Annotated in this window: 18 protein-coding genes and 1 pseudogene; all 19 read right to left on the minus strand. The window is 45.8% G+C overall.

Translation table 11 applies throughout. The features are described 5' to 3' along the window. Positions 1 to 46: 46 nt before the first annotated feature. Entirely contained in the window at positions 47 to 499 is a 453-nt protein-coding gene (locus tag NCCP133_RS21875) for a hypothetical protein (protein ID WP_309298064.1), read from the minus strand. Further along, a pseudogene (locus tag NCCP133_RS21880) lies at positions 496 to 1,651 on the minus strand (tyrosine-type recombinase/integrase). Before NCCP133_RS21880 ends, NCCP133_RS21875 begins: the two are co-directional and overlap by 4 nt. A 505-nt stretch (positions 1,652 to 2,156) precedes the next feature. After that, entirely contained in the window at positions 2,157 to 3,686 is a 1,530-nt protein-coding gene (locus NCCP133_RS12185; RefSeq protein WP_264805276.1) for a sodium:solute symporter family protein, read from the minus strand. A 167-nt stretch (positions 3,687 to 3,853) separates the two neighbouring features. Continuing rightward, entirely contained in the window at positions 3,854 to 4,438 is a 585-nt protein-coding gene (locus tag NCCP133_RS12190) for a hypothetical protein (RefSeq protein ID WP_264805277.1), read from the minus strand. A gap of 277 nt (positions 4,439 to 4,715) precedes the next feature. Then, on the minus strand, positions 4,716 to 6,155 hold the full coding sequence (locus tag NCCP133_RS12195; RefSeq protein WP_264805278.1) for an aldehyde dehydrogenase family protein: 1,440 nt from the start codon (positions 6,153 to 6,155) through the stop codon (positions 4,716 to 4,718). A 218-nt stretch (positions 6,156 to 6,373) separates the two neighbouring features. After that, positions 6,374 to 6,514 carry a hypothetical protein gene (locus NCCP133_RS12200; RefSeq protein ID WP_264805279.1) on the minus strand — a complete coding sequence of 47 codons (141 nt, stop codon included), beginning with the start codon at positions 6,512 to 6,514 and terminating at the stop codon, positions 6,374 to 6,376. A 73-nt stretch (positions 6,515 to 6,587) separates the two neighbouring features. Then, a complete protein-coding gene (locus NCCP133_RS12205) occupies positions 6,588 to 7,694 on the minus strand; it encodes a zinc-binding dehydrogenase (protein ID WP_264805280.1) in 1,107 nt (368 codons plus the stop codon). A gap of 735 nt (positions 7,695 to 8,429) precedes the next feature. After that, positions 8,430 to 9,890, minus strand: coding sequence for a CoA-acylating methylmalonate-semialdehyde dehydrogenase (locus NCCP133_RS12210; protein ID WP_264805281.1), 1,461 nt, complete (start codon positions 9,888 to 9,890; stop codon positions 8,430 to 8,432). Between the two features lie 46 nt (positions 9,891 to 9,936). Next, positions 9,937 to 11,286 carry a GntP family permease gene (locus NCCP133_RS12215; RefSeq protein ID WP_264805282.1) on the minus strand — a complete coding sequence of 450 codons (1,350 nt, stop codon included), beginning with the start codon at positions 11,284 to 11,286 and terminating at the stop codon, positions 9,937 to 9,939. A gap of 15 nt (positions 11,287 to 11,301) precedes the next feature. Further along, complete coding sequence (locus NCCP133_RS12220; protein WP_264805283.1) at positions 11,302 to 12,498, minus strand: iron-containing alcohol dehydrogenase; 1,197 nt, start codon at positions 12,496 to 12,498, stop codon at positions 11,302 to 11,304. Positions 12,499 to 12,657: 159 nt separating this feature from the next. Continuing rightward, positions 12,658 to 14,397 carry a sigma 54-interacting transcriptional regulator gene (locus NCCP133_RS12225; RefSeq protein WP_264805348.1) on the minus strand — a complete coding sequence of 580 codons (1,740 nt, stop codon included), beginning with the start codon at positions 14,395 to 14,397 and terminating at the stop codon, positions 12,658 to 12,660. Between the two features lie 422 nt (positions 14,398 to 14,819). Then, positions 14,820 to 16,130: a GntP family permease gene (locus NCCP133_RS12230; protein WP_264805284.1), complete on the minus strand. Its 1,311-nt coding sequence runs from the start codon at positions 16,128 to 16,130 to the stop codon at positions 14,820 to 14,822. A 330-nt stretch (positions 16,131 to 16,460) separates the two neighbouring features. Further along, a complete protein-coding gene (locus tag NCCP133_RS12235) occupies positions 16,461 to 17,477 on the minus strand; it encodes a LacI family DNA-binding transcriptional regulator (protein ID WP_264805285.1) in 1,017 nt (338 codons plus the stop codon). 51 nt (positions 17,478 to 17,528) lie between these two features. Beyond that, a complete protein-coding gene (gene hisD, locus NCCP133_RS12240) occupies positions 17,529 to 18,812 on the minus strand; it encodes a histidinol dehydrogenase (protein ID WP_264805286.1) in 1,284 nt (427 codons plus the stop codon). A 56-nt stretch (positions 18,813 to 18,868) separates the two neighbouring features. After that, entirely contained in the window at positions 18,869 to 19,630 is a 762-nt protein-coding gene (locus NCCP133_RS12245; RefSeq protein WP_264805287.1) for an SDR family NAD(P)-dependent oxidoreductase, read from the minus strand. A gap of 21 nt (positions 19,631 to 19,651) precedes the next feature. After that, entirely contained in the window at positions 19,652 to 20,584 is a 933-nt protein-coding gene (locus NCCP133_RS12250; protein ID WP_264805288.1) for a 3-hydroxyacyl-CoA dehydrogenase family protein, read from the minus strand. A 245-nt stretch (positions 20,585 to 20,829) separates the two neighbouring features. Further along, positions 20,830 to 21,243: an acyl-CoA thioesterase gene (locus NCCP133_RS12255; protein ID WP_264805289.1), complete on the minus strand. Its 414-nt coding sequence runs from the start codon at positions 21,241 to 21,243 to the stop codon at positions 20,830 to 20,832. A gap of 536 nt (positions 21,244 to 21,779) precedes the next feature. Beyond that, the gene (locus NCCP133_RS12260) at positions 21,780 to 23,780 is read right to left on the minus strand and encodes a methyl-accepting chemotaxis protein (RefSeq protein WP_264805290.1); all 2,001 of its coding nucleotides are present in this window, start codon (positions 23,778 to 23,780) and stop codon (positions 21,780 to 21,782) included. Positions 23,781 to 23,798: 18 nt separating this feature from the next. Beyond that, a complete protein-coding gene (locus tag NCCP133_RS12265) occupies positions 23,799 to 24,758 on the minus strand; it encodes a methyl-accepting chemotaxis protein (protein ID WP_264805291.1) in 960 nt (319 codons plus the stop codon). Positions 24,759 to 24,787 lie beyond the last annotated feature (29 nt).

A 24,787-nucleotide genomic window follows, 5' to 3' on the forward strand; every position in this document is an offset into this window, starting at 1 on the left:
CTCCATAAATCAAATCTCGTATTGTTTTTTGTGTCGCTAGCCCTTGCTAATTCAACCAAAACCACCATTCTCGTTCTGTATTATCTATATCTATATCAAGGAGGGAGGAGAGTTTCGGATACCTTTCGTTTAGAAACTCTGTTAGCCTTCCCAAAAATGCGACTTGACCGGAAAAAGTTGTAGTCAGCGTCCATTTTTCATGGAATAATTTCTGATACCATACATACTTAACCTCTAGATTCACCGAAGGGTTTTTGATTCGAAAATGGTTATTCCGGTTTGTACCTTTATACTTGTTCACCATAACCTGAAACTGTGGTATGCCTTCTAAAAAGGTGAGACTCCAAATGTCGTTGATTAGGAAGTAAGGATTCTGTTGTTGTTGGACAATTAGTGAGCCATTCGCTTGCACCATCTTTACTGGGTAGCTTGACAATACAAGCTGTATTCGTTCATGAAACCCAAGTTGTTCTAAATCTAAATTTATTATTTGCTTCATTCTCTCCCACCGTTCTTTTGTTGTATTTGGAACACTTCTTGAGCCTTTTCCAATCCTTACGGATGTCTTCTACCGAAGGATGAAGGTAAAGGTTCATGGTTGTTTGAATTTGCGAATGTCCCAGACGCTCTTGCAATTGTTTTATATCCTTTGTTTCTTGGTAGTACATCGTTGCGTGTGTGTGGCGGAAAAGATGTGGATGTATATCAATACCTGTTTTCTGCCGTAACCGCTTGAATAAAGCTTCCACATCACTATATGTCATTGGTTTTCCTGCATTCTTGCCACGCAGTTTAACGAATAAAAAATTCGTCTCCATATCCAGGTCATCAATGACTTCGTATAAATAATCGTCATACAAATCCATGAGAGATTGCGACATAAAAATTTCCCGTTCACCAGTTTTCAGTTTTGCTCCGTTCTCCAATTCCCCACGGTCAGTTAAACGAATTCGATGCCCTTTTCCATGATCAAATTTGAAATCCTCCAAGAAGAGGGAAAGAGCCTCTCCAATCCGTAACCCCGTCTCAAATAGAAGTTGAATTAAGAAAGTGTCCCGGCTATTTGTGGTAGCCCCTACGATTTGTTGTACTTGCTCCTTTGTGAGTATTTGAATTCTCTTTCGAGGTTCCTTCACCTTCAACACATTCCGAATGGACGACTTATCTTGGATAATGTGATGAAGAAAACTCTTATATCGTGTTCTCCACCTGTGAACACTTGTCGCATCAGTTTTTCCCCCATGTCTCGGGGAAGTTCTTCATTACGATAAAGGTAATCATAGAAATTTGTAACAGCCGTGACCGTCAGGTTCACAGTCTTCTCTGTTTTCTTTCCCTTTAACAGGGGATAGGGACGTTACTTTAGTACTCTCGTATGGCCTTCGAAGTTAGCCTATAAACTCCACCAAATCCTCTAAACGTACCTCTCGGTAATCTTTCGTTGTTTCCAGTAAATATGTAAAATATTGCTTTAACGCATAACAGTAAGTTTTCTGTGTATTACTGCTTTTCCCTGTCCTATCTAAATACTTTAAGTATTTAACCACTGGAATTATTGGCATTCCTCCTCCTATGGAATTATTGGCATTCCTCCTCCATCGATTAACATATATCTCTTTCCATGCTCCAGTATTACTTCTTGTACACGTATAATCCACCACTCCTAAAAAAAATTCACACTCGGTCTACGACCTCACTACGCCTCCCGCTGTGGGCTACGTCCCCCTAAACCAAAAAGCCAAGTACTAACACATTTTATTCATACAATACTATTTTTTCAAACTCTTATTAATAATTATTAAATGAATGAAAAAAGAGGATCTACGCCCTCATATTGGACATAGTATCCTCTTCTAATTATAGTATGGTTAACTTTGCTCCCTGCCTTTTTATCTCACTAAAATATCAGAAATACCTGATGCTAAAATAACCGGAAAGCAACCCAATGATTTAGTTAGCGTATCTCTTTTGTGGCACAGTGCTGGCGAAAATCTGGTTTATTCGGCAAAATCCGGGTGGTGCCTAGTACCTGTGCGCTAATCTTTTCCCTCTTTTTGCTGACCATAAAATCATCGATATACCCGGTCCCCAGCACAACCCCAGATACAATAAACAAAAACCCGATGATTTGCTCAAGCAGGATGGTCTCTTTCAGTTTAATGAGAAATCGTCTTACTGTCAGGTACAGCCATTTCTGTTCCGTAAATATTGTCTATAAACTCTTTCGGCATCGGCTTCGTCAGCAAAGTGACCAAAATCATAACAGGGGCCGCAGCTAAAATCGAGTAGCCGGAAGCTGCGAAAGGATTTGTGATGGCTTCAAGGCCTGGAATCCATCCCATATACAGCACCGCATAACTGATTACACCCACACAAAAAGAAGAGATGGCCCCTTGTTTGTTGGCGCGCTTCCACAGAGCTCCAATTGCAAGCGGACCCGCAAGACCCGATACCATTCCTCCAACACCAATCCATAAGAACATGGCTAGAGATTGAGGAGGATTATACGCAAGGAGAATTCCCAAACCAAGACAAGCAACAACCGCGACCCGGCCAATGATTAAGGAGTTCCTTTCCACCTTCTCTTTATCCGGATTGTTTTTCGCAAATGTTTTACGGTAAAGGTCATTGGCGAAAATTTGCGAGAATGAAACGACCAAGCCATCACCTGTAGAAAGAATGGCCGATAACACGACAACGGCCATCAGTGCTGCAGCAAATGGCGGGAACACTTCAATAAACAAGGCCGGTATGACGGCGTCTGAACTTTCCAGCGTACCCGGAATAACGGCTGCACCCAGAAGTCCGCCAAGTGCCATCATTGGCAAGAGAGCACCACCAACGATACAAAAGCTTAAGAACACCTTCATTTGCTTTCCATTTTTAAGAGCGAAGAACTTGTTCCCGATATGCGGCAGCACGCCGAAAGGAATATGGGCGATTAAAATAAGGAACACAAGCCATGCACTGCCATAAGTATTATGCCCTTCAATAAACAGTGTGTCCCATCCGCCCTGAGGATTTTTGGCTGTGATTGCATCATTAACAGCAGTAACTCCGCCATCTACGCCAAATCCGGTAAAAAACATAACCGTGATCATCACGGCAATTATTAACATGAGGAAGCCTTGAACAGCATCCGTTAAAATATCAGAATGCGATCCGCCGAGCACCAGATAAATGCCCAGGACAATAGCTGTCAGCCAAAGCCCCGCTTGATAGCTTAAACCCATCATCGTTTGGAACATCAATGCGGCTGCGACCAGCTGGGAAACAATATAGAAAATAAGAAGTAAAGAGAGCAGCGCCAGCCCGACCCGCAGAAATTCACTGTTAAAACGTTCCCCAACAATCTCGGGAATGGTGCGGTTGCTAAATTTGTCGCCCATTTGCTTAACCATTTTCGCTGTTAAAAGCATCCCTCCATAGATGCCTATCGGATAGATCATCGGATACCATAAGCTTGGGAAACCTGAGGTATAGGCAGTACCTGGAATCCCCATAAATGTGGCACCTGATGCAGTTGTAGCACAGACTGCAAGCCCCAGTGCAATTGGGCCGTAGCTTGAGCGTGCCGTTGCAAAGTCATCTGCGTTTTTTGTTTTCTTCATTCCTGCATAGCCGAGATAAAGCATCAGCCCAATAAAGAACACCATTAATATCCATGACCAAGCGATTACTGACATAAACAGACCCCCTTAATGAATCATTAATCGATTTTAAACATATCCGTTTTAAAAATTAGAAAGCCCAGGACTACCCAGGAACCCAAAATATATATGGCACCGTAATGCAACACAGTCATATTTTCACCTCCCCAAAAAGGGTAAAAATGACAACGCTTTCAAAATAATCAGCTATTGCGTTTTGCCATACTCTCCAGCCACGAATACAATTCCTTCATTTTTCGGGCTTCGGCCGTAACTCCGGTTAATGCTTCGGTTACCATTAACGTTTGCTTGCCTCGTGAACACTCATAGAAAACATGATACGGCAGATAAATCCTTTCCTTCCGGTTTAAATGATAAATAGGCAGCTTTACTGGCCGCATTGACTTAAAAACGTAGTTTTCAAGTGCCCGCCTGCATTCATCGTCGGCTGACTCTTTTGCAACCCTAATCGGCAGGCAGTTCTCCGGTTCAGCCTGCACGCTTTCACCATCAGGCCAAATATCGGTTTGCGCCGCAACATTCGTCAAGCCGTTTACACCAATGCGAATAAGGGCTTTTCCGTCCCTAAACATAAATCTGGGAACGGTAACCTTCCATTCATAAAACATATAAGGATAATAAAAAGTAAACACCGGATCGGCACGCTGACCGGCTGAGGAACTAAATAGCGTCCTTTTTCCCGGCTTCTTTATGATGTCTTCAAGAGTCAGCCCCCCCTTCGCGGCCTGAATCGCAATGGAAGATACATTTTTAATAGCCTGGGTCATCGTCTAGCCTCCTTCGAAAAAATATCTTTTGCCCTGATAAGTTGGTTTCCGCTAGAGGCAGTATGTGAATCGCGGGCGGTGCGGGAGCCACTTTGGCGCATAACGCGCCTGTTGGGACTCCTTTTTTTCCGCACTGCCGCAGGACATTGCATGTTCTCCCTTTGATTCGGCACTCCCGCAGGACATTGATTCACCATGCCTGAAAGTGCGAATTCATTTTTCCAGAAGCCCTCCATTTCCGCTTCAACCAACGGAACTCCATGCGTTTTAAAACAACCTATAAATTAATGATGACAGTTTTCAGAAAAGTCATCTCTTCAATCGCATAACGCGGACCTTCTTTACCGATGCCACTATCCTTAATTCCGCCGTATGGCATAGCATCCGCCCTGAACGTGGAAGCATCATTGATAATGACTCCGCCCGTTCTAAACTTTTTAACTGCCTTCATGGCTGTATTGATGTTGGTTGTAAAAATCCCCGACTGGAGACCATAGTTCGAATGGTTGGCCTGCTCGATGGCATCATCAATATCCTCAAAAGGCATCACCGTTATAACTGGTCCGAAAATTTCCTGGCAGACCACTTTCATCTCATGGTTCACATCGCTTAAGATCGTTGGCGTTATAATCGCCCCATCCTGTTTTCCGCCGATGACCACTTTGGCCCCCTGCGAAACAGCTTCATTGATCCACGCCATCACACGATCCGCTTCTTTTTTACTGATCAGCGGCCCAATATTTGTTTCTGCATCAAGCGGATTACCTATCTTTAACAGCTCTGTTTCGGCTTTTAGCTTATCAAGGAATTGGTCATATACCTGTGAATGAACCAAGATGCGCTGAACAGAAATACAAGCCTGGCCTGCTGTATTGAAGCCTTTTAGCACACACATTTTTGCAGCCAGATCCAGGTCTGCGTCATGGTGAACGATATTAGGGGAGTTATTTCCAAGTTCAAGCGAGACAGGGCGCAGTCCGCTGTTTTCCTTAATGTGGCGGCCAACTTCTGCACTTCCGGTAAACGTATATTTGGCAATTCGCTCATCCTCAAGCAGCCACTGGCCGACCTCCGATCCTGAACCGCAGACAAGGTTTATATAGCCGGAAGGCAGCCCTGCTTCTTGTAAAATATCAATTAAATGATAAGCGGAAGTCGCCGTATTGGAAGCCGGCTTCCATACAACCGTATTGCCGGAAGCAATCGCTGGGCCGACCTTATGGCAGGCTAGGTTAAACGGAAAGTTAAATGGAGTAATCGCCCCTATGACCCCAAGCGGTGCCCGGACTGCATAGCCCATGCGATTTTCCGCCCCGGGGCTTGCCGAAATTGGAATCACTTCTCCGTCAATCCGTTTGGCTTCCTCTGAAGATAAAGTGAGCGTCTGGATGGCGCGGTCTACTTCTCCCCGGGCGTCGGTAATGGTTTTCCCGACTTCCCTTGATAATGTAAGAGCCACTTTTTCTTTTCGCTCCTTTAAAATCTCAGCAGCACGCTTCAGAATTTCATACCGCTGATAAGGAGTCAGCTGATCTTGATCAAAGGTTTTTTGAGCAATCGATACCGCCTGATGAATATGCTCCTTGCTCGCCTTTGCCACATTGGCAATCACTTCACCAGTGTATTTATCCAGTACAGCAAACTCTGAATCTGTGAAAATTTCCTGGCCTCCAATGATTAGGCCTTTTCTTTCTGCTGTTGTTTGATCTGTTGGCATACGAATTCCCCCTTAAATAGTAAATAATTTAAGCTCAGTGATTTCCGCTCCGCATACTGGGTTTCCGCGGGCTGTCAGGAAGTCCCTTGGCGTCTTCTTGCACCAGCAGAGTCTCCCTTTCCAGCCTCAGACGACCTTTTTCCTCTGGCTCGCTTCTTTTACGGCTTCATGAACCCTTCATGGCGACCTTTTTCCTCTGGCTCGCTTCTTTTGAGGCTTCATGAGCGCTTCATGGCGACCTTTTTCCTCTGGCCTACTTTAGTTGCGGCTTCTTGAGGGTTGCCACTTCCAATGCACATTGAATCGGCACCCTTGAATAAACCGCAGCAGCTGAAGAAAGCGGATTCATTTTTTAGCACTTACACGCCTCCCGCTGCAATTAACGGTGCTAAAACCAATGGCAGCGCAGCTTAAGCGGATTCTATTACTCTCTTACTTTTCTGCTCCTACCACAACCGGAAGCACAATAGAAGCACGTGTTACTTCCCTCGAAGCTGACTTATCCAGTGCCTCCTGGATATTTTCAAATTCAAATTCGCCATCCATCATATGGGCAAACGGATATTTGTCGATATTCTTGGACATGAATTGCAGCGCCTTCTCCAAATACCAAGGATCATAGCGAACAATTGCCTTGATTTCGATTGATTTGCGTGTCAGGAAGCCAGGATCAAAGTCCGTGTACTTACCTGGGGATACGTTACCAATCGTTACATATTTACCGCCGCTTCGAACCAGATGGATTCCTTCATGGAAGGCAGCTGGAACACCGCTTAACTCGATTCCTACATCAGCACCAAGTCCATTTGTCAGCTCGCGGACAGCTGCTGCCCTTTTTTCCGTTGTATCGTATTCCGCTATGCTAATCGTATGGTCCGCACCGAATTTTTTAGCCATTTCCAATCTGGACTCTACCGCATCAATAATAATGACAGTGGCTCCTTTTTCCTTTGCAACAGCTGTTGCGTTTAATCCCAGGCCGCCGGCACCCTGAATGACAAGCGTATCGCCATAGGAGATGCCGGACTTATCAAGGCCGAAGTACACCTGTGACAGAGCACAGTTTGCACTGGCTGCCGCAATATCAGGCACATTGTCCGGAACTTTATAAAAGAACATATCCGGGTGGATATAATAATGGGAAGCAAAAGTTCCATGGAAATGAGGCGATTCCTCCGGATCTTTATTCCAGAAATTATAGGCGTTTTCACAAAGGTGGAAATGCCCCTTCAAACACATATTGCATTTCCGGCAGGTAACATAATAAACCGTTGCAACCCGATCGCCCTCTTTAATCGGGCGTCCCGCAAAGTCGGTCGTGACACCTTCGCCAAGCTTCTCTACAACCCCTACCATTTCATGGCCCAACACACCTTTTCTCTTCGTAGGATGCTCACCGCGCCAAATATGCAGTTCAGATCCGCAAACATTTGTACGAGTGACACGCAGCAATACCGCTCCTTTGTCCGGCTCAGGCAAATCAAATTCGCGAAACTCCATTTTCAACGGCTCAACCATTACAGCAACTTTCCCTTTCATCAATAAATCCCCTTTCATCAGAAAAATTTTTAAGCTATTTTTAAAGAATGCAAGTATCGTGCCAACAGGGAAAATCAGGTTATATGGGATTTTGGATACAATTAATATTGCAAAAATACAATATATTGTTAATATTCAGAATTATAAACAGGATAAAATGTTATGGTACAGGCATTTAAATACAAAGTTGCACAAATGCAACCTGTGTTGCAAAAGTACAACAGCCTACGCCAATGGATCCCAGGCCATTAAAGCAAAATGACATACAGCTAATTATCTATTTTTATAAGCAATGATATTTTGTCTGTTGATTTCCGCTAAAAAAACTCAAGCTGCAGCGGGCGAACAGAAGCCCCTCCTTGCACTCGAGCCTGCGGGATCTCCCTTAATCATGCGCCTCCCGCTAGACATTGAATCGCATCATCGAATAACCTCCACATGAATAAGGCACTTTCACGGGATTAGCGTCTTCCACTCTCAGCAGACCACTAAAATCAACATTGTACTTTAACAAAGCCAATATAAAAAAGAGAAGTTCCTCAACGAAGCCGCTGAAAAAGTGTTCACTTTGAGTAATTAGCCAGCACTTTCATCAACATACAGCAAATAAAAGAAGTTGATTACCTACATATAGTAGGTAGTCAACTTCTTTTTTCTCTTTAAATGGACTTTTTCAGTGCCCTCGCCTCAACACTTCTCTTTTTCGACAAAACCCAGGCGGTACCTGGTACTCATTTATGACCAGCGGGCAGTCAGCATCTTCCTTCTTGTGTAGAATTCCACGCCGTCTGTTCCATTGGCATGAAGGTCTCCGTAGAAGGAGTTTTTCCAGCCGGAGAATGGGAAGAAGGCCATTGGCGCTGGGACGCCGATGTTAACACCGAGCATGCCGACTTCGATGTTTTCTCTGAAGTAGCGGACACTGCTTCCGCTTTGTGTGAATAGGCATGCGCCGTTTCCGAAATCGGATTTGTTTGTAAGCTCAATCGCTTCTTCCAGGCTCTTCACTCGTACAATGGAAAGAACCGGAGCAAAGATTTCTTCTTTCCAGATTTTCATGGATGGATCCACATTGTCAAAGATCGTTGGCCCGATGAAGTATCCGTTTTCGTGGTAAGCTTCGTCTTTACGGCCATCGCGGACAAGGGAAGCTCCTTCTTTTTCGCCAATTTCAATATAATGGCTTGTGCGCTCCTTGTTTTCCTGGCGGATAACCGGCCCAAGGAACACATCCTCATCCAAACCGTTTCCAATTGTCAGCTGGTTCGCCTGCTCATTCAATTTCGCCACTAGCTCGTCAGCAATGGAATCAACAGCTACCACAACGGAGCAGGCCATACATCTTTCGCCCGCTGATCCGTAAGCGGCAGCAATAATTTCCTTAACCGACTCATTAAGCTCTGCATCAGGCATAACGATCGAGTGGTTCTTTGCACCCGCAAGCGCCTGAACGCGTTTGCCGTTTGCCGCTGCAGACTTGTAGATATACTCGGCAACAGGCTGGGATCCAACGAAAGAAATAGCCGGTACATCTTTATGGTCAATCAGGCTGTTTACCACGTCATGGGCACCATGAACAATGTTGAATACTCCTGCTGGAAGACCTGCTTCTGTGAAAAGCTCTGCCAGGCGGTTAGCCAGAAGTGGGGTTCTTTCAGATGGCTTTAAAACGAATGTGTTTCCGCACGCAATCGCAAGCGGGAACATCCAGCAAGGAACCATCATTGGGAAGTTGAAAGGCGTAATCCCGCCAATGACGCCGACAGGATAGCGGTACATGCCGGATTCAATATTCGTCGCAATGTCCGGAAGCTGCTTGCCCATCATAAGGGATGGAGCGCCTGCAGCGAATTCCACACATTCAATACCGCGCTGAACCTCACCGTAAGCTTCTTTATAGTTCTTTCCGTTTTCCTGCGTAATCAGCTTCGCAAGCTCATCCCAGTTATCGACTAAAAGCTGCTGATATTTAAAAAGAATTCTGGCTCTCTTTGGAACCGGCGTTTTGCTCCATGTTTTAAAAGCTTCCTTCGCTGCCTGAACCGCATGATCGACATCCTCGCGAGTGGAAATCGGTGTGCGTGCAAGCTCTTCCCCAGTTGCAGGGTTTGGAACCATTTCGAATTTTTCCGTATTTGCATCTACCCATTCACCATTGATATAGTTCTTTAATACCCTTGTTGTTGTCGTTGTCATCAGTAAAAACTCCTTTCAAAATTAGAAATCTATTAAACTCGGACTTTTAAAAAATCGAATATAAGATGACTGCCAGGATTAATACAACCGTTGGCATGGCCACACTCAGGATAAAAATAGGCCAGTAGGCACGTTTATGGGTTTCCCCGCATATCGCCCGGATTGTCGTCACAACATAGCCATTATGCGGAAGCGAATCCAGTCCGCCTGAAGCCAGTGCTGAAATCCTGTGCATCGCGCCAGGATCCAAACCCTGTGCCATATACATTGGCGCCAGAATCGGTAGGGCAATCCCCAAACCGCCTGATGCCGATCCGGTAATCCCGCAAATCAGCGTAACTGCTATTGCCAGGCCCATTAACGGCGGGCCCGGAATATTGACCAGCGCATCCACAAATGTATCAAAAGCGGCGACCTGGGCAGCAACGCTTCCGAATCCAACTACAGCACACGTATTGGCAGCGGCTACTAATGCATCCTGGGCGCCCTTTGCAAGTGCTTCCCAGAATCCAGCCAAATATTTAATCATCAATACACAGGCCAAAACGATTCCGCTGGATAAAGAAATCAATGCTGCAGCTGTTGATGAAGTGAAGTTGGCAGCTGTGTTTAAAATCGCAATAACGGCCGCCAGCGGCAGGATGGCCAAAATCACATGCGGATAGTCCTTCCCAGCTGGAGCAGCATCCGGCCTTTGCATAGCCAGCTCTGAATCAAGTGCAGCTGCCGACTCTTTGGCACTGGACGGGTGATTCGGCAAGGAGAATACCTCGCCATTTTGAACCGCTTTTTTCACCATTCGGCTGAGTAAAATACCGCCTGTTACCATGATCAAAAGTGCCATTAACACCCCGATGATTCCGCCCGCTGTCGGCTTCGTTCCGAAGAACTCGGTCGGAATCAAGTTTTGAATTTCAGGTGACCCCGGTGCTGTCATCGTAAAGGAGATCGATCCGAATACCAAGGCTGCCGGGATAAATCGATGCGGCAGATTAGCCACTTTAAATAGTGAAACAGCAATTGGATAAACGGCGAAGCCTACAACAAACAAGCTGACGCCCCCGTATGTCATGATCGCTGCTGCCGCTACGACCGCAAATACCGCTCTTGACGGGCCAAGCGTATCCTTCACCCAATTCGCAATACTGTCAGCCGCTTTGGTTACCTGCATGATTTTTCCGAAAATCGCTCCCAGCAAAAAGATCAGGAACCAGGAGTAAAAATACTTTGTAAAGCCTGTCATATAGTGCTCAGTCAGGGCGGCCTCCAGATTTAATCCCCCTGTAAGAGCTACCACAACCGCACTAATGATGGCTGCAATGATGATATTGATGCCTTTCATAGTCAAATACATTAATAGAAGCAGTGAGGCAATTAACCCAAGCATTCCGATCACCTGAATGTCCCCCTATTAAACTTTCTCTGTTTCAGAGGAAAACTGATAATCATAGCAAACATGGTAGAGCTCTTCCAGTTCGCTCTGGTCCGGCACTCTTGGATTGTTGCCCGGGCTGCCGCTGTCAATTGCATCCGTAGCCATTTTTCCAACAGCATTCTTAAACGCTTCCTCGTCAATTCCCCATCCTCTTAAGTTAGGAATATTTAATTTCAGGCACAAATTTTTAACAGATTGCACCGCAATCTCTGCCGCTTCCTTGTTGGAAAGGTTTTCATTTTCAGGCTGAAAAATTCGGCCGATATCCGCCAGGCGATCCACACAAGCTTCCTGGCTGAATTCCAGAACAGCCGGCAAAAGCATGGCATTTGAGATTCCATGCGGCACATGGAATAAGGCTCCAATCGGACGGCTCATGCCGTGGACAAGGCATACGGATGCGTTTGAAAACGCCATGCCAGCCTGAAGGGATCCAAGGCTCATGGCCTCACGGGCATCGACATTTTCACCGTCATTGTAAGCGGTTAAAATATGGTTCACAATCAATTTCATAGCCGAAATGGCCATTGTGTCTGTCATCGGATGCGCTTTTTTGGATAAATAAGCTTCAACCGCATGGCTCAGCGCGTCTACACCTGTTGCGGATGTGACAGTCTTCGGCGAAGAAATGGTCAGCAGCGGATCCACAATCGCTACGCTTGGCATGAAGGCTGGCTGCTTAATCATCATTTTGACATCATTGGTTGAGTTCGTAATAACGGTTACATCCGTCGCCTCAGAGCCAGTGCCTGCCGTCGTCGGTATGGCAATGTGAGGAACCGGTGCCTGCTGGGCTAGCTTCTTTCCGCCCATATAGTCGCCGATATATCCGCCGTTTGTCGCAAGCACCGCGATGGCCTTTGCCGTATCGATGCAGCTTCCGCCTCCTACAGAGATAACCAGGTCACATCGCTCTTTTTGAAAAAGCTCCAATGCTTCTGCTACATACTCGTCAGTCGGCTCGGATGCTACCCCAAGATAAACCTCGCTTAGAACGCCAGCTTCCTGAAGATAGGTTCTGCATTCGCTTACATACCCAAGCTGGTCCATCACTTTATCACTGATCATTAAGGCCTTTTTCCCTCTTAACGCCGCTTCAGGCCCAACCTTTTCTAAAGAGCCTCTTCCATAAAAAATTGCTTCCGGCACACGGAAAACTGCTGGTTTCTCCATTGAACATTCCACCCCTTTTATTCTGTTACTGCTACACTTATATGTTTGCAAGGAGCGTGCCAACTTTGAAATCCAGTAAAATCAGTGTTTGTTGTCTGCAAAAGTGTAGTTATTTCACTACAGTTGTAGATTTTTTATAGCGAAACCACTACACTACATTTACGAAATGCCATGCTTTCTCAGCTTCTGATAAAGGGTTGTCCGATGGATGCCCAGCAAATCGGCGGCCTTGGATTTATTCCCGCCGGCCTTTCTTAGAGCATGAAGAATCAATTCCGATTCTCTTTGGTTGCCCAGTAACTTGGCTTCTTCGATGGATCCGGCTGCGGATGGCGCTTTCTTTCCTTTTTTAACGGAAGGGCCCGCCCCCTTCAGCATATCCGGCAAATGCCGATAATCAATGACCTTCCCGTCCACCAGTGTCACAAGCTGCTCCACCGTATTCACCATTTCACGGATATTCCCTCGCCACGGGTGATGGACAAAAGCATTTACCGCCTCAGATGTAAATAGTTTTCCAGGTATCTTGTACCGATCACAAATTTCTCTCAGATAATGGACCAGCAGGACGGGGATGTCTTTTTTCCGTTCACGGAGCGGCGGAATGTGAAGCTGGATGATGTTCAGCCGGTAATACAGATCCTCACGGAATTCCCCATCCTCGATCATTTGCTTAAGGTCACGGTTTGTCGCTGCGATGACTCTGACATTAATTTGATATTTTTTCACACTGCCGACTCGTTCTGCTTCTTTTTCCTGAAGGACCCGCAGCAGCTTGGTTTGCATGACTAGGGGCATCTCTCCGATTTCATCGAGAAAAATGGTGCCATTGTCGGCCAGTTCGAATTTCCCCGGCTTGCCGCCTTTTTTCGCGCCAGTGAATGCTCCTTCTTCATAGCCAAACAGCTCGGACTCGAATAAATGCTCTGGGATCGCCCCGCAGTTTACACTGATGAACGGACCCGTAGAAAAGGGGCTGAGATGGTGAATGCTTTTGGCGAACATCTCTTTGCCTGTTCCGCTTTCGCCCGTAATCAGGACAGTAGCCGCCGTTCTTGCTGCCTTCCGGGCCAGCCGCTTCACCTCTGTAATTCCCTCGCTTGTCCCAATGATCTGATCAAGCGTAACCCGGCTGTCGCTCTCTTTTTTCTTTGTAAAAAGATCAGGATTTGCGGTTTGATTTTCCTGCAGCTTTTCATAGATTTTATAAACCTCTGTGACCCCTTCAAAAATCAGCATCCCGATCGCGCCGACAATCCGGTCTTCCTTCCAGATCGGAATCCGGTGCACCACCATATCATGGCCCTGGATATTTTGAAGAACCCCGCGTTCTGCCATGCCAGTCTTCACCGTTTCATGGAGATGAGTGTTATCAATCACCTCTGTTACATGCCGTCCAATTGCATCCTCCCGCTTAATTCCGGTAAAACGGCTATACGCCTCATTAAATTCCTGCAGGATGCCATTTTCATCGACAACAGCAATGCCCTCATAGGCACTTTCCAAAATGGCGCCAAGAGCACCGGTGGAATTATGCTGCTGCTTCAGCTTGTAAATATACTTGGAAAGCCCATCAAGGATATCCCTCGCTGTCAGGATGCCAAGCAGCTTTCCATCCTCCCCCATAACCGGCAGCTGATCATACGGAAGCGAAAACACATCAAGAATGGAATCATCCGGCCTGATGGCAGCCAGATTTGCCTTAGGTATGCTGCCGATCAGATCGTCTCCTTGATTGCCCTGTGCAAAATAGTTTATGAGCTTTCTCGACGTAATCATCCCAATCAGCCGATTGGTCTCATCCACCACCGGCAAACTGTCAAGGTGCAGCTGCACCATCATTTGAGAAGCCTCCCTTAATGTCTGCCCCGGCTGAATGCAATAAGGGCTGGGTGTCATCCAGTTCTTCACATGAAAGAGTTCATCGCTATGCAGTTCTTGATTCTTATCAGATACAGCTTGAGACAAGTCGGACCCCTCCATCAGTCTTAATTTTCTAAATTATAACACTTCTTAAGAACGGCAAAAACTAGCGGTTGTTGACAGATTCGAAAACCGGATGTGTTGCGGCCAATTGTGAACTTTGCAAATAGAACATCGAAACCTGCAAATAGGGAGCGTAATTTTGCAAATAGGGAGCGTAATTTTGCAAATAGGGAGCGTAATTTTGCAAATAGACTGTGGGAACCTGCAAATAGAATGACCTATTTTGCAAATAGAACCGGAAAACCTGCAAATAGACCACTCCGAACAACGAATGCCATCAAATTTATAAAAAGAAAGACAGAGAGCACTCCCCTCTGTCTTTCCGCCAATACCATTTAGAAAATCGAGAACAGCACAACGGCCAGAATGACACCCAGGATCGGCACAACAACTGTCAATGCACCAAATGCAGGGTATGCATCCTTATGGGATTCACCGGCAATCGCACGAATGGTCGTAACAACGTAGCCGCCATGCGGCAGAGAATCAATAGATCCGGAAGAAATCGCCACAACACGGTGAAGCTCACTTGCATTAACACCCATATCCAGATAATGCGGGGCAAGCAGCGGCAGCGCGATGGATTGCCCGCCGGATGCGGATCCAGTCAGGCCGGCAATAACAGATACTGCGAGGGCTCCTCCGATTAATGGGCTTCCCGGAATGCTTGTCATTACATCAACCGCACTGGCAAATGCAGGTGTCGCTTTGGCCACCCCGCCAAAGCCTACAACGGCAGATGTATTGGCAATCGCGATCAATGCGCCAATCGTTCCTTCAGACGCGGCTCCCCATACATTGGTAAAGTACTTCCGGTTAAGAATATAAGTTGCAAAGCAGCCGCTCAATAAGGCAATGATCAGGGCTGACTGTGCTAATGAATCATGGAAGATAAATGAAATCACTAGCACGACCAAAAGCGGAATCATACTTAACAGAGGGCTTGGCAGATTTTCACGAATCAAGGTAGAATCCGTTTCCCTTGCCTCAAATTTCTCCCCATTGCGGACAGCTTTATTGATCATCTTCTTAAGCCACCAATAACCAAATGCCATCATAAAGACAGCAACAATGAAGCTGACCTCCCAGCCTGCATACGGAGAAGTTCCCAGGAACTCAATCGGAATCCAGTTCTGGATTTCCGGTGAACCAGCTGATGTCATGGTAAATGTAGTCGAACCGAAGGCAAGAGCTGCCGGTATAAACCTTCTTGGCAGGTTAGCTTCCTTAAATAGACTCAATGCCATTGGATAAACGGAAAACGCCACGACAAACAGACTCACGCCGCCATAGGTTAAGACCGCACAGGCAATCACTACCGCTAAAGCCGCCCGCTTCATGCCAATTTTATCGATAATCCATTTCGACACACTGTCTGCAGCTCCGCTGTCTTCCATTAACTTTCCGAAAATGGCCCCAAATAAGAACATCAAATACCAGGATGTGATAAATCCGGCAAATCCGTTCATGTAATTCGTTAAAAAATTGGCTTCCCCTTCGGCCGCCACCTGCGGAAAAATTGGCAATCCGCTAAATATTGCAACAATAAAAGCTGCAAGAGGGGCAGCAAGCAGCAGGTTCATCCCTCTCATCGTCAAGTAGATGAGCAGGATTATCCCCCCAAGCAATCCAATCATACTAAGCATAGAATCCTCCTATCCGAAAAGCGTAAGGCGCCCGCCTATAAGAACGCAGACTAAAACCGCTACGTCCTGTGGCAACGTCTGCATGACCCGCATCCTCGCAAAAGCTGCCGCTTTCGGTCGTGCGGTGCTTATCCTCAAAAAAAGCTACCGCTTTTTACTTCGTGCCAAAAGATTTGCTGACGAAGCCTTCCTATTCCTGCGGGCCTCAAGCATAAGACAAGCCGGATGAAAGGTTGTACTTTAACCTTTTGGACGGATTGGCTTAGACCCGAGAGCCGATGGCGCCTGGAGCTAGACATTAATCAAATTTCAAAGGCACTAAAATCGGATTTATGAAAACCCCTTCCTTCTGTCCTTTACGGATCCTCTTTCGACCAAATGCCCTTCTACCCGCTGGATTTCAGGGGCGTCAATGTCCCCGTTAATATGCTCCAGCAGAAGGCTGATCGAATCATTGACCATTTCATCAATCGGCTGATGCCACGTGGTTAATTCATAGGAAGACCAATCTGACATGGCTACATTGTCAAAGCCCACAATGGAAAGATCCTCAGGAATTCGGATTCCCTGTTTTTTCAGATAGTCCATTGCACCAAAAGCGGATATATCATTTGCACAGAAGAGAGCATCTATCCTTTTATCGCGTTTCAGCAACTTTTCCGCTGCTGCAAATCCTCCTTCATATGAATAAAGACCGTTTTCCGTTAAAAAGGAAGAAATGCCGTGTTCAGCCAAAGCCTCCCGGAAGCCATTTTTTCGATCAACTGTTGTGGAAGTATTCATCGGTCCGGAGATAAAGGCGAGATTTTCATGTCCCTTTTCTATCAGGTAGTGCCCAATCCTTTTCCCGGCAGCAAAGTTATCGCACACAACAGCACTGCTTAAGGAATCGTTCACATATCGGTTAAACAGGACGACCGAGATGCCATTGCGGGTAAACTTCTGTACAGTCGATGAGGTCAAAAGTGCATCCGTAATGATGGCTCCCTCCACACTGTACTCAATTAAATGGCTCACTTCATCCTCTTGGATCTCGTTATTCTGGGAGTTGATAAACATCACCTTGTACCCTTTTTCGGCCAGCGTGCTGTAAAATTTATCGAGAACTTCCGGATAAAAAGGGTTCTGGATATTCCGCATCACAATGCCGATGATGCGGGACTGATTGGTAATCAGGCCCCGCGCAATGGCATTCGGCTGATATCCGAGCTGTTCTGCAGCCTCCAGAATAAGCTTTTTCTTTTTCGAAGAGATACTTGAATTTTCACTAAAAGCCCTGGACACGCTCGATTGGGAAACACCCGCCAGCCGAGCGACATCCATAGCTGTCACTTTTTTATTTTTCAACACATGTTCCTCCTGCCTGAATCTAGACAGAGAAATTATAACAGATTTCGATTACTTCACGAGTCTGCTGTAGAGCTTAACGCGAAGATCTGCCTGCGCCTGGTGGCCTTTAAAGCCTTCAAGGTCGCATAGACGGGATGCATATTCACCGATTTTCGCACTCGCTTCAGGAGTCGTTCTCTGGTAGGTGCAGGTTTTCAGGAATTTTCCAACCCATAGTCCGCCAGTATAGCGCGCTGCCTTTTTCGTTGGAAGGGTATGGTTTGTTCCAATAACTTTATCCCCGTAAGCAACATTTGTTTCAGGCCCAAGGAAAAGCGCACCGTAGTTTGTCATGTTTTCAAGGAAGTAGTTTGGATCTTCTGTTAAAACCTCCACATGCTCATAAGCCAATTGATCCGCTTCCGCAACTGCTTCTTCCAGGCTGTCAACTAGGATGATCGAACCGTAGTCCTTCCATGCAACACCTGCAACATCTGCAGTAGGTAGTGTTTCCAGCTGGCGCTCGATTTCTTTTACCGTTTCATTCGCTAATTTCTCTGATGTTGTAATCAGACATGCCGGAGAGTTCGGTCCATGCTCTGCCTGTCCTAAAAGGTCTGTTGCCACCATTTCGGCATCTGCTGTTTCATCCGCAATGACAAGAACCTCAGTTGGGCCGGCAAACAAGTCAATTCCGACTCTGCCGTACAGCTGGCGCTTCGCTTCCGCCACAAATGCATTACCTGGTCCTACCAGCATATCAACCGGCTCGAAGGTTTCTGTTCCAAGTGCCATCGCACCCATCGCCTGGATTCCGCCCAGAATGTAAATTTCGTCAGCGCCGGCAAAATGCATTGCCGCAACGGTTGCAGAAGGAATTTCCCCTTTAATCGGAGGCGTGCAGGCCATCACGCGCTTAACGCCCGCTACTTTAGCAGTCAAAACACTCATGTGGGAGGATGCAACCATTGGATAGCGTCCGCCAGGAATGTAGCAGCCGACACTGTTTACCGGGATGTTTTTGTGTCCAAGGAACACGCCAGGAAGTGTTTCTACTTCAATGTCCTTTAGTGCTGCTTTTTGATGCTCAGCGAAATTGCGGATCTGCTCCTGAGCAAATTTGATGTCATTAATTGTTTGTTCAGGTAAAGATGCCACGATCTCCTGAATTTGCTCTTCAGATAATCTGAATTGCTCCGGTGACCACTTGTCAAACTGCTCGGAAAGCTTGCGGACCTCTGCATCTCCGTTTTCTTCGATGTTTTTTAGAACCTCACTTACCGCTTCTCTTACTTTAACGTCTGCTTCCTGTACCTCTTGATCGTTCTTGCCTTGTTTTAAGAAAGTTGCCATTTTGATATCACTCCTGTTTTTTATTTTTGAATACGTATGCAAAAATTGAGAAAAAATTAAATGGCTGTCCAGCCGCCATCTACTTTAATCGTATCACCTGTAATGAACTTGGATAGATTGGAAGAAAGGAATAGTGTGGCAGCAGAAACATCCTCGGCATCCGCAAGCTTCCCAAGCGGAATTCTGCTGTAAACTTCCTTTTCAAATTCCTTATCCTCGAACATCCTGGCTGTCAGTTCTGTCTCGATGAAGGTTGGAGCCACTGCGTTGACATTGATGCCATGCGAAGCCCATTCAACTGCAAGCGCTTTTGTCAGCTGCACCATGCCGCCCTTGCTTGCACAATAAGCTGCCCGTTTGTAGTAGCCGACAAAGGCCATCTGGGAAGCAATATTGACAATCTTGCCGGATTGATTGGGAATCATATATTCGGCAGCTTTCTGGCTGCAGAAAAACGCTGCCTTCAAGTTGGTATCGAGCGTGAGATCCCAATCCTCTTCTGTTACTTCCATAGCAGGCTTAGCCCTGTTAATCCCTGCGTTATTGACCAGCACATCGAGAGAGCCCATATAATCGACTGCTGCTTCTGTCATTCTTTTAATCTCTGAAACACTGTTCAAATCAGCTGAAACATAGAAGCTACTGCTATTTATTTTTTTAAGCTCCTCGGCTGTTTGCTGGAGAGCTTCTTTGTTTCTCCCCACAATCACAACCTTCGCTCCATTTTCGGCAAAGGAAAGGGCGATATCCCTTCCAATTCCTTTGCTTCCGCCCGTCACGATCACCGATTTATTCTCAAGGCCGGGAAAGTTCTTCATACCATTCCTCCATCAGCTTTATTAGATTCCTAGATCCTTCTTTAAAAAGCGGATTAGCTCAGCTTCCCTTTTCTGATTGTACTCCCTTGAAAAATCCCCGTTCCAATCGTAGTATCCTTCACCCGTTTTATCACCGAGCTTCTTTTTTGCTACAAGGTTCTTTAATGTCGGCAAGGATCCCTCTGCATTGGATAAATGCTGGAATAGATAATCCGAGATGGCCGAAAAGACATCCAATCCGCCCATATCGGCCGTCATCAATGGCCCTGAAACAGGCAGCCTCCGTCCAATACCGTAAGTGACTGCATCATCAATATCCTCTTTGCTTGCGATGCCTTCCTCCAGAAGATACTGGGCTTCGCGGAAAAGCGCGTACTGAAGGCGGTTGCCGACAAAACCGGGCACCTCTTTTTTCACTTCGATCGGCTTTTTCTTCATTTGCTTTAAAAGCTGAAAGGACCTTTCCACTGCCTCATCCCCAGTCTTCTCACCCCGTACGACCTCTACAAGAGGAATCAGATGGGCCGGATTCCAGAAGTGTGTCACCACTGTCCGTTCCGGATGCGCAGTTTCTGAAGCAATCTCTGTTGGACTAAGGCCGGAAGTATTGCTGGCAAGAATGACATCCGGACCGCAAATAACGCCAAGACGCTTAAATAATTCAATTTTTAATTGAATATTCTCCGGTACAGCTTCGATCACGAAAGTTGCACCCTGGACCGCTTCTTCAACCGAAGTAGTCATTTTGATGTTACCCTGGATTTGGCCAGCCTCCGAATCAGATAAAATACCGTTATCGAGCATAACCTCCAGCTTCTTCAGCATATTGGTCCAGCCCTGTTCAAGATCGGCGTCACTGATGCCCTGCATCTTCACACTCAATCCGGCCCATGCCGCATTAAGCGCGATCGAATGCCCCATCGTGCCGCACCCAAGCACAGCGATTCTCTCCAATTAGCCACCAACTTTCTGAAATTTCTACTTTTTGAATACGTATTCAATATACAATGTAAACGCTATAATTTCAAGCAGAAATATTAAACTATTAAAAGTGTTTGGGAAGATTTCGGGATAAAAACAGCCAAAAATGGTGGTAAGAGAGGGGATGGTGCTGTAGAAAGAAGGCTGTCTTTTTGGCACCACCTCATAAAAAAAGCAAAACTCATCTGAGCGTTTGCCGCATATTTTAGAAACTCACTCTATTCTTCCAAACTTTCATCTCCATCATATAAATGCTTTTCCAGCTCACCTCTTATATGATTGGGGATTGGTTCAGATCTTTGTGTTTTAAAATTGTAATTCACGTAAATGACCGTTCCTTTTGCACATACTTGATTGTCCTGGTAAAGCTCCTCATATAGCTCAAAGCTTGTATTGCCTATTCGTTTTACCCAAGTTCTAACTTCGGCATTCTTGCCAAAATAAATTTGGCTCGTATACTCGACATTCATTTTTAAAAGAATTAACTTCCAGTTATCAAAAGTATGCTCCGGCGTAAAAAGCCTGAACACTCTATTCCGTCCTGCTTCAAACCAAATGGGAACTGTCGTATTATTTATATGGCCGACCCCATCTGTTTCAGAAATCCTTGGTTCAATAATCGTCTTGTACATATATATCACTCCTTTTATTCAACACCAGTTGTATTTAACTTCGATGATGGACTTCTGATTCCTGCTTTTAAGCTGATAGCATAGAGCGGCTGCAAAACTCCTTCTTCCACTATGCAGATGCAGATTCCTCTATTTCCACTATTCTATTGGTGAAATGTTGATCCATCGCCAAGTGACCGATAAATTGAAATTCTGACCGATAAAATGAGAAACTGACCGATATATCGAAAAAGTGACCGATATATGAGAATTCTGACCGATAAATCAAAAAAGTGACCGATAAAAATGACGATCCTCCTGAAGTAATGAGTAATTGCCTGATTTATCAACCATTTTGGGGATGAAGAACTTTTTTCAAAGATTAGAATCTCAAAACGGCCCTCACAATGGAGACAAAGGACATTTTTCAGCAAAAGGACCGCTATTTTCAGCCGCCTCCTTCCGTAAAAGCAGATTTAACAATAAAAAAGCCTGCTGAACATACTCCAGCAGACTTATCATTTAGCCTAATTCGGGTGGTACTTGGTCTGGTATCTCTAATTCACTTTAAACTTCTTAACAGAATCCAATAACTCCTCCGCCATTCCAGAAAGCGACGCAGCAGATGCCGCGATCTCTTCCATGGATGCCAGCTGCTCCTCTGTAGCCGCCGACACATCCTGGCTCTCGGAAGTCGTGACAGCTGCAATTTCTTCAATGGCCGTCACAATTTCAACCACTTGGTCTGCGCCTTCAGCCATGTCCCTGATTGAAGAGGAAACCTCCGCGATTTGGCTGGACACCGTGTCTGCGAACTGCTGGATATGGCTAAATGCATCCCCGGCATTGTTAACAAGGTCGATTCCTTTTTCAACTTCCGCCGTTCCTTTTTCCATAGAATCGATGGCTTTGCCTGTGTCTGTCTGAATGGTTGAAATGAGCTCTCGAATGCTTTCGGTCGATTTAGATGACTGTTCGGCAAGCTTTCTGACTTCATCGGCAACAACAGCGAAACCTCTTCCATGTTCACCTGCCCGGGCCGCTTCGATGGCCGCATTCAGCGCCAATAAGTTGGTTTGATCGGCAATCTCAGAAATGACATTGACAATCTGGCCAATTTCCTCGGAGCGTTTTCCTAATGTATGAACAATCGAACCTAATTCACTAACCGTATGATTAATATTCTTCATTTGGTTGTTGGAAAGATCAATGGCAGTATTCCCTTTTACGACGACTTCATTAGTCTCACCGGCCGTCTTGGCCACAACCTCCGTGTTGAGCATAATCTGCTGAATCCGGCCTGACATCTCTTTTACAACAGCTGTACTTTCCTTTACCTTTACAGTCTGCTGTTCAGTCGCAGAGGCTACCTCCTGGATGGAGTTCGCCACCTGTTCGGTCGCCATATTATTTTGCTCTGAGCTTGCTGTCAGCTGTTCCGAAGAGGAAGCAAGATGAACGGCCTTCTCCCCTACCTGGTTGATCAAATGCTGCAGGGATCCAACCATTTTGTTAAAGCTGACGCCAAGCTTTGAGATTTCATCATTATTCTTCACTTCAAATTTCTGCGTCAAATCACCTTCACTGACCTTATCCGTAGCCAGAACAAGCTGGTTCAGCGGCCGGGTGATCGAACGGACGATCAAATAAGAAATAACGGCGCCTACTAAAACGAAAATCCCGACAAACAGAATCGTCGACATCATGATCGGTTTGACAGCTGCGCTGATTTCATCCAGGTTCATGGTTCCAATCACCTTCATGCCGGTCAGTCCATTGGTTGTAAAGCGCATCTCCTTGCTTACTCCATCCAGTTTGTATTGCACACTGCCTTCTTGCTTATCAAGCACATCTTTTGTCCAGCTGGCTTTAGCTTCTGTTCCTGCTTTTTCGGAAGGATGGACTAAATAACTTCCGGCAGCACTAAGAATAAAGGGATATCCGCTTTCACCGATGCTAATGTTGTCTGTCAGCTCGCTTAATGCAGACAAGCTTAAATCAATTCCGACCACTCCGGAACTGTCGCCCAATTTTTGGGCAACCGTAATCAAAATGTTCCCGCTTACGGCATCAACATAGGGCTCTGTAATATAAGCCTGTCCCTCAGATTCCATGGCGCCTTTATACCAGGGGCGTGTCGTCGCGTCAAAGTCATCAGGCAAATCTGCCTGCGGAAAAATGACAAGGTCACCGTTTTCTGACCCTGCATAAATGGCGACCGATTCAGGATGCAGCTCCTTATATTGACTGAAGGAAGTATAAGTCTGATCCAGCTCTTCTTCCGCGTAAAAATCCTTCTTTATTATTTCCGAAAAATAATGGGTATCCTCCATCTTTGGCTTAATGAAATTCATGATGAATGTATCAAGGATTTTTACATTTTCCTCCGCACTCATGCTAATCTGGTCTTTAATTTCTTCCTGCGCTTTTTCATACGATATGTATCCAATGGAGATGGAAGGTATCAGCAGGATAATAATAAATGAGAGAATCAATTTCTTCCGGATCGTAAATGAGAATAATGGTTTCGCTGGTTTCTTCTGTTTTTTCTTTTTCATAATATTTCCCTTCCTCTACTAAGCATTTACCGTTTTTACTTGGCTGATGGCGCCTTCAAGCTTGTCGTCCACCATCCTGGCATCGTCAATATGTTTTTGGATCAGTCCATTCACCTCGTCAAAAATGGACTTGGTTTCGATAATCTCCTCTGCCACTTCGCGGGAATAGCCTTTTTGAACATCAATCATGTCCATGACAGCATGAACCTCTGATTCAACAGAATGAATCAGTTCAGTGATGGAATCAATTTTACTCGTCGTTTCCTGGCTAAGATCAATCCCATCCTTTATAAGGTCCGTACTCAGCAAGGTGGACTGAAGCGTAGCGGCTATATCTGTCTGGATGTTTTTCGTCAGGGAACTGATATTAGCCGTACTAGTCGCCGTACTTTCTGCCAGCTTGCGGACCTCATCGGCAACTACAGCGAAGCCCTTGCCTTGCTCCCCTGCCCGGGCCGCTTCAATGGAGGCATTCAAAGCCAGCAAGTTGGTTTGATCGGCAATGTCCTTAATCACTTGAACAATCAATTCAATCTCCTTCGAACGGCTGCTGAGCTGCTCCATTTTCCGGGAACTCTCATCCAATTGAACCCCAAGCTGTTTAATCAGCTGCTCGGACTTGCCGACAGACTCCCGGCCTTCTTCTGAACTCTTTACCATTTCTTTGGCTGAATCGATCAGGTTCTCCCCTTTATCCGAAAGGGCCTGGCTATTTGTAAAAGTAGCCTCACTATGGGCTTTGACGTTTTCAAATCGCTCTTTAATTTTCACAACCAGATCGCCCAGAATATAATGCTGTCCATTTACGACTTCATGCTGGCTAATGGTGTTGGTCAGATCATCGTTAAACGATTCGATCAGCCCCCTGTAAAACTCCTCTTTCGCCTTTATCTCTTCCTTAACCGACTGCAGCTTAGCCTGCAGCTCCTTATTTCCCTCTTCCAACTGCAGCAATTTCCCTCTCCCAAACAAATTCATCGCCCCGTCTCCGAATTAATATCCCTATT

The organism is Cytobacillus sp. NCCP-133 (assembly GCF_026011715.1).
Classification (GTDB): domain Bacteria; phylum Bacillota; class Bacilli; order Bacillales; family Cytobacillaceae; genus Cytobacillus.